The 6000-nt window shown below is 41.8% G+C and carries 5 protein-coding genes; 2 read left to right on the forward strand and 3 right to left on the reverse strand.

The annotated features are described in order from the left end of the window. Positions 1-29: 29 nt before the first annotated feature. Positions 30-1334 (reverse strand): NAD(P)/FAD-dependent oxidoreductase, encoded by a 1305-nt coding sequence (locus tag H5079_RS12655; protein WP_182684229.1) that lies wholly within the window; start codon positions 1332-1334, stop codon positions 30-32. Between the two features lie 273 nt (positions 1335-1607). Here H5079_RS12655 and H5079_RS12660 point away from each other — a divergent pair, with 273 nt between their 5' ends. Both H5079_RS12660 and H5079_RS12665 read left to right on the forward strand, forming a co-directional pair. Continuing rightward, positions 1608-3554, forward strand: a complete 1947-nt coding sequence (locus H5079_RS12660) for an ATP-dependent DNA helicase RecQ (protein WP_182684230.1) — start codon at positions 1608-1610, stop codon at positions 3552-3554. A 116-nt stretch (positions 3555-3670) separates the two neighbouring features. Beyond that, entirely contained in the window at positions 3671-3979 is a 309-nt protein-coding gene (locus H5079_RS12665; RefSeq protein WP_176359701.1) for a YkgJ family cysteine cluster protein, read from the forward strand. Between the two features lie 97 nt (positions 3980-4076). On the opposite strand, the gene H5079_RS12670 is transcribed toward H5079_RS12665, so the two are convergent. Both H5079_RS12670 and H5079_RS12675 read right to left on the reverse strand, forming a co-directional pair. Beyond that, positions 4077-4694, reverse strand: a complete 618-nt coding sequence (locus H5079_RS12670) for a glutathione S-transferase family protein (RefSeq protein ID WP_011329762.1) — start codon at positions 4692-4694, stop codon at positions 4077-4079. A gap of 49 nt (positions 4695-4743) precedes the next feature. Beyond that, positions 4744-5772, reverse strand: a complete 1029-nt coding sequence (locus tag H5079_RS12675) for an NADP-dependent oxidoreductase (protein ID WP_011329763.1) — start codon at positions 5770-5772, stop codon at positions 4744-4746. Between the last annotated feature and the right edge of the window lie 228 nt (positions 5773-6000).

The following is a 6000-nucleotide window of genomic DNA, read 5'->3' on the forward strand; positions in this document are numbered from 1 at the left end:
CAAATTTAACCTTGAAAGATCAACAGGCCCTAATGTAACTTCATTTTAGGGCGTACCACGCGCAGTATTTTTTCGCTGATCCACAAGGCAAAGGTTTTTGCACTGCCGTGAATGGCGCGTTGATGCATGCGATAGAGCGAAATATACATAAAGCGGGCAATTTTACCTTCAATAAAAAAGCTATTACTGGTGAGATTACCCATTAAATTACCAACTGTACTGTAGCGAGACAGATTAACTAAAGAGCCGTGATCGCTGTACTTAAAGCCACTCAATGGTTGCTGTTTTAATGTGGCTATAAGATTTTTTTCAACACATTGCGCCATTTGATGCGCCGATTGCGCCCGCGGTGGCACTTGTTTGCCGTCGGCTTGGGTAAAGGCGCAGCAATCGCCCAATACAAAAATGCTGTCATCAACCGTGCTTTGTAAAAATTGGTTTACTTGAATTTGATTGCTGCGAGTGAGCTCAAAAATACCTAGGTCTTTAATAAAATCAGGAGCTTTTACTCCTGCAGCCCAAAGCATAATATCGGCATTAATGTGCTCATCGTCTTTGGTAATGAAGCCGTGCTCGGTGGCCTCTTTTACTTGCGTTTGTTCGCGTACATTAACCCCTAATTTTAGCAGCTCGCGCTTGGCACTAACGGCAATGCGCTCGGGAAGTGCGGGTAAAATGCGTGGCCCGGCTTCAATTAAATGAATATGTAAACGTTTGGACGACATATTAGTTAAGCCGTATAGCTTTAATAACTCAGAAACATGATACAACTCAGCCGAGAGTTCTACACCGGTTGCGCCGCCGCCCACAATGGCAATGTTTAAAGATTGTTGTTGATTGTCGTCTTGGTGCAAGCGGGTAAAGCTGTCGAGTAACGAATGCTGAAAGCGCTCTGCTTGCTGATTAGAATCTAAAAAATAGCAATGCTCTTTTATACCAGGGGTATTAAAGTCGTTACTTACGCTGCCTATGGCAATAACAAGATGGTCGTAGCGCACGTTGCGCTCGGGTAAAATAGTGTGGCCTAATTCGTCATAAAGTGGTGCGAGGGTAATGGTTTTATTGCTTTGGTCAATATTACAAAATGTACCAAGCTGAAAGCGATAATGATGTTTAGCAGCATGAGCGCTGTACACTACGCCATCTAAATCTGGGTCAATAGAACCGGTCGCTACTTCGTGCAGTAACGGCTTCCATATGTGGGTGCGGTTTTTATCTATGAGTAGTATGTCTGCGTGTTTTTTCTTTCCTAGTTTATGTCCTAGTTGGGTTGCAAGCTCTAATCCGCCAGCCCCACCGCCAATAACGACGACTTTAGGTGTGGTAATATTCATAACGCTGCCTTTAAAAATAATATACCCAAATAATCTATGTAGAATTATTTTTTTGAGGTTACTTGGGTATGAATCAAGTTATTTTGGCAAAGGCTAAACTCGTTATTTATATGGCTATATTCTGCGCCTAAATAAAGGATGTGTCAGCAAAAAATAATGAATAAGTTATACTCACACTTTTAAAGCTAAATAGTGTGTATTTTTATACTTACTTAGGTTTTACCGTGTAGGAATATTTTTCCTTTTGAGGGAAATATTTAAACAGGATATTTTATGACCCCTTCATTAATTCAATCACTTGAGCAACACTTTGGCTTTAATCAGTTTAGAGGCGGGCAGCAGCAAACCATAGAGCAGTTGTTAAATGGGCAATCGTCGTTGGCAATATTCCCAACTGGCTCGGGTAAGTCTTTGTGTTATCAATTAACCGCGTTGCATTTACCGCATTTAACCTTAGTGGTGTCGCCATTATTGGCATTGATGAAAGATCAAATTAGCTTTTTAAACAGCAAAGGTATTTATGCTGCCAGCCTTGATTCGAGCCAAGACCAAATGCAAAGCAGCACAGTAATGAACGATGTTCGCAGCGGTAAAGTTAAAGTGTTAATGGTGTCGGTTGAACGCTTTAAGAACGAGCGTTTTAGAGAGTTTATTAATCAAATAGCAGTGTCTATGTTGGTTGTTGACGAAGCGCACTGTATTTCTGAGTGGGGACACAACTTTAGACCCGACTACTTAAAACTACCACGCTACCGTGAAGAGCTTAATATTCCGCTGGTATTATTATTAACCGCCACCGCGACTAAAAAAGTAAAGCGCGATATGGCCGAGCGCTTTGCCATTGCCCCAGAATGCATTGTACAAACCGGTTTTTACCGCGCTAATTTAGACTTAAGTGTGCTGAGTGTAAAAACGGCGGATAAAAATACCGAGCTTGCTAACATTATTAGCGCACAAAATGGCCCAGGTATTGTGTATGTTACCTTGCAGCAAAGTGCCGAACAAGTGGCTAATATGCTAAGCAATCAAGGACTGCAAGCGGTGGCGTATCATGCTGGGCTTGAAGATACACTTAGATGGCAAATTCAAGATGACTTTATGGGTGGTAAAATTAATGTAGTAGTGGCTACGATTGCTTTTGGAATGGGCGTAGATAAAGCCGATATTCGCTTTGTTATTCATTACGACTTACCTAAATCGATTGAAAACTACAGCCAAGAAATAGGCCGAGCAGGGCGCGATGGTAACCCGTCACAGTGTTTTACCTTAGCCAACCTTGATGGGTTAAATACTGTAGAGAACTTTGTGTATGGCGACACCCCAGAGCTAAGCGGTATTGAGCATGTAATTAACGATATTCGTCAAAACCACAGCTCGCAGCAGCAATGGGAAATGCAAGAATATAGCCTTTCAAGCGACAGTAATATTAGGCAACTTGCGCTTAAAACTTTGTTAGTACAGCTAGAAATGCAAGGTGCAATTACGCCGCAATACGCTTACTACGCCGATTTTAAATATAAGTTTTTGGTTGATAAAAACGAGTTGCTAGGCCAGTTTGATGAGCAGCGCCAAGCATTTTTAACGCAAATATTTAGCCATACCGATTTTAAAAAAGTATGGGGCACGCTTAATTTTGATAGCCTGACACAAGCCGCGCAAGTCGATCGAAAACGAGTGGTTGCGGCGCTTGACTACTTAGCCGAAAAACAGCTTATTACTCTAGAAACCAAACGTATTACCCAAGTGTATAAAGTGCATAGTGAGGTGATAAACAACCCTGAACTTGCGCAGCAACTGCATGATTATTTTACCGATAAAGAACAAGCCGAAATAAAACGTATAGCTGCATTGGTACGCTTTTTTGAGTTGCAAAGCTGTTTAAGCTACAACCTTGCCCGTTATTTTGACGATCAAAATGCGCCCCAGCAATGCGGCCATTGCTCAGTATGCAGAGGCCACAGTGTTAAGCTTGAATATTCAGTGCAAGCAGATGTTGTTGATGAGAGTGTAATTTATCAAAAAGTAGATGAGTTTTTACAGCATCTAGCCAGTAAAGGCATTAATAACGTAGGTGTAGAAACCCAATGTCGCTTTTTAGCGGGCATGAGCGTGCCTTTATTTGCACGCAATAAAGTGCGCCAATTGAGTGGTTTTGCGCTGTGTGAAGCGATGCGCTACAGTGATATTAAAGCGAAATTACTGGCGCGTCAGCTAGCATAATATTAGCTAAATTTAACCTAGTTAGCCTTTAAAATAGCCCCTAGAGATAGATTTACTCTGCCGATTTGAGCTTAGTTGGTGTATCCTAGTGGCTTACTTTATTTTATTAAGCCACTATGCCTCAAATTGTTATTCCGGTTAAAAACCTCACCACCACCCCAGAGCCTGTTACGTGTGCTAATTGCCAAGCCTGTTGCTGCCAATTAGAAGTACGCATAGTGACAGATACCGGTGTGCCATTTCATTATATTGAATACGATAAATGGGGCAGCGAAGTAATGAAACGTGCCGATGATGGCTGGTGCCAAGCCCTCGATCGCAACACACTCATGTGTTCTATTTACGAAAACCGCCCGTTAGTGTGTCGCGAATTTGAAATGGCGTCGGATGAGTGTATTACCGAGCGCGAGCTAGGCGGAATTTAAATTATTACAGCAAACGTAAAAAGGGCCCAAGGCCCTTTTTAAATGTGTACTAATTTAATGTAATTGGTATAACTATAAAACTAATAGCAGCCGATTATTAATCGTATTTAGCTTCAAGCTCTTGTGCGGTATGAAATTTTTCATGGCTTTGTAATTGCTCATCGTACTTAACTAGGTTTTTAAAGTGCGCTAGTTGACCTGAGTTTTTAACAATTTCGACAATAAACGACATCATAAAATCGGCGCCGGTTAGGGTGTCGCCTACTAAGTAACGTTTGCCTGCTAGGCGATCGTTAAAGTAGCTTATTACTTTAGCTGTTTCGGCGTCGGCGTAACCTTCTAAAAACTGGGTTTTAGCGCCATCTTTTAATACAAACATTTTAAGCAGCAGCGGTAAAATAGCTGAGCTTTCGGCAAAGTGTAGCCATTGCTGATAATCAACATAATCGCTAGTGCCTGCTTTAGGTGCAAACTTTCCGTTACCGTATTTAGTAATGAGGTAATCGGTAATTGCGCCCGACTCGGCAACAATAATCCCATCATCTTCTATCACCGGCGACTTACCAAGCTGATGAATATGTTTAAGTTCATCTGGGGCTAAAAAAGTGTCTTTATTACGTTGGTAAGCAACTATTTCATAATCTACGGCTAATTCTTCTAGTAACCAGATAATACGTTTTGAGCGTGATTTATTTAAATGATGTAGCTTGATCATAGTAATCCTTGTTGCGTTGCTACTTTATATAGACAGCAACGCATTAAATTTAAAGTGGGCTGTTAATTTTAACTACGGTTTTACCGAAGTTTTTTCCGCTGATCATATCGTTAAAGGCAGTAATGGTATTTTCGATGCCCTCTACCATATGTTCGCGGTATTGAATTTTTCCATCTTGTAGCCATTGCTGCATAGCGGTTGCAAACTCATCATAACGATGGCCATAATCGTCAAAAATAATAAAGCCTTGCATTTTAATACGCTTAGAGAGTATTTGCCCCATTAGCATACCCAAACGATCAGGGCCTTCTGGTAAGCTAGTTGCGTTATACTGCGACACTAAACCACACACAGGTACGCGTGCTGATGTATTGAGAAGTGGCAATACGGCGTCGAATACCTTTCCGCCCACATTTTCATAATAAACATCAATACCGTTATCACAGGCTTGTTCAAGTTGCTGTGCAAAATTATCTGCTTTGTGATCAATACAGGCATCAAAACCTAATACTTCTACTGCGTGCTTACATTTTTCACTGCCACCGGCAACGCCGACGACTCTACAGCCTTTAATTTTTGCAATTTGGCCAACGGTAGCGCCCACAGGGCCTGTTGCTGCAGCAACGACCACGGTTTCACCTGCTTTAGGTGCACCAATATCAAGTAATCCCATATAAGCGGTAAAGCCCGGCATTCCCATAATACCTAGTGCATACGAAGGATTAGCAGGCTCTTTGCCTAATTGCATTAACCCTTCGCCGTTGCTAATAGCGTAGTCTTGCCAACCAGTGTAAGCCAATACCCATTCGCCTTCGCTAAAGGAGTCGTTTTTAGACTCTTGAACTTGGCATACAGTTGCCCCAACCATCACGTCGCCAACATTTACTGGGTCGGCATACGATTTAGCGTCGCTCATGCGGCCACGCATGTAAGGGTCAAGGGATAAGTAAATGGTACGCAGTAATACTTCACCATTTTTTAATGGCGGCAGCTCTAGTGTTTTTAATGCAAAGTTTTCATCGGTAGGAGCACCGTGTGGGCGTGATGCTAACGTGAGTTGTCGACTGGTTACTGACATATAAAATCTCCAATAGATGAGTGAACTACTTTGATCTGAATGTTTTAGTTTGTGTTTAAAGCAAAGTTGAAACTAAACAATAATGCGCAGATAAGTAGTAAGAAACCTGAGCTCCGGATAATAAACTTATCTCAAGCAGCTATTTTCAGCGCTAACTGCGTTGAATTTACTTGCAATAGGCCAGCTATTGACGCGTAAATTCGCCTTGTTTTCACTGAAAACCTCTGG

Source organism: Pseudoalteromonas sp. SG44-5 (assembly GCF_014164175.1).
GTDB classification, from domain to species: Bacteria; Pseudomonadota; Gammaproteobacteria; order Enterobacterales; family Alteromonadaceae; genus Pseudoalteromonas; species Pseudoalteromonas nigrifaciens.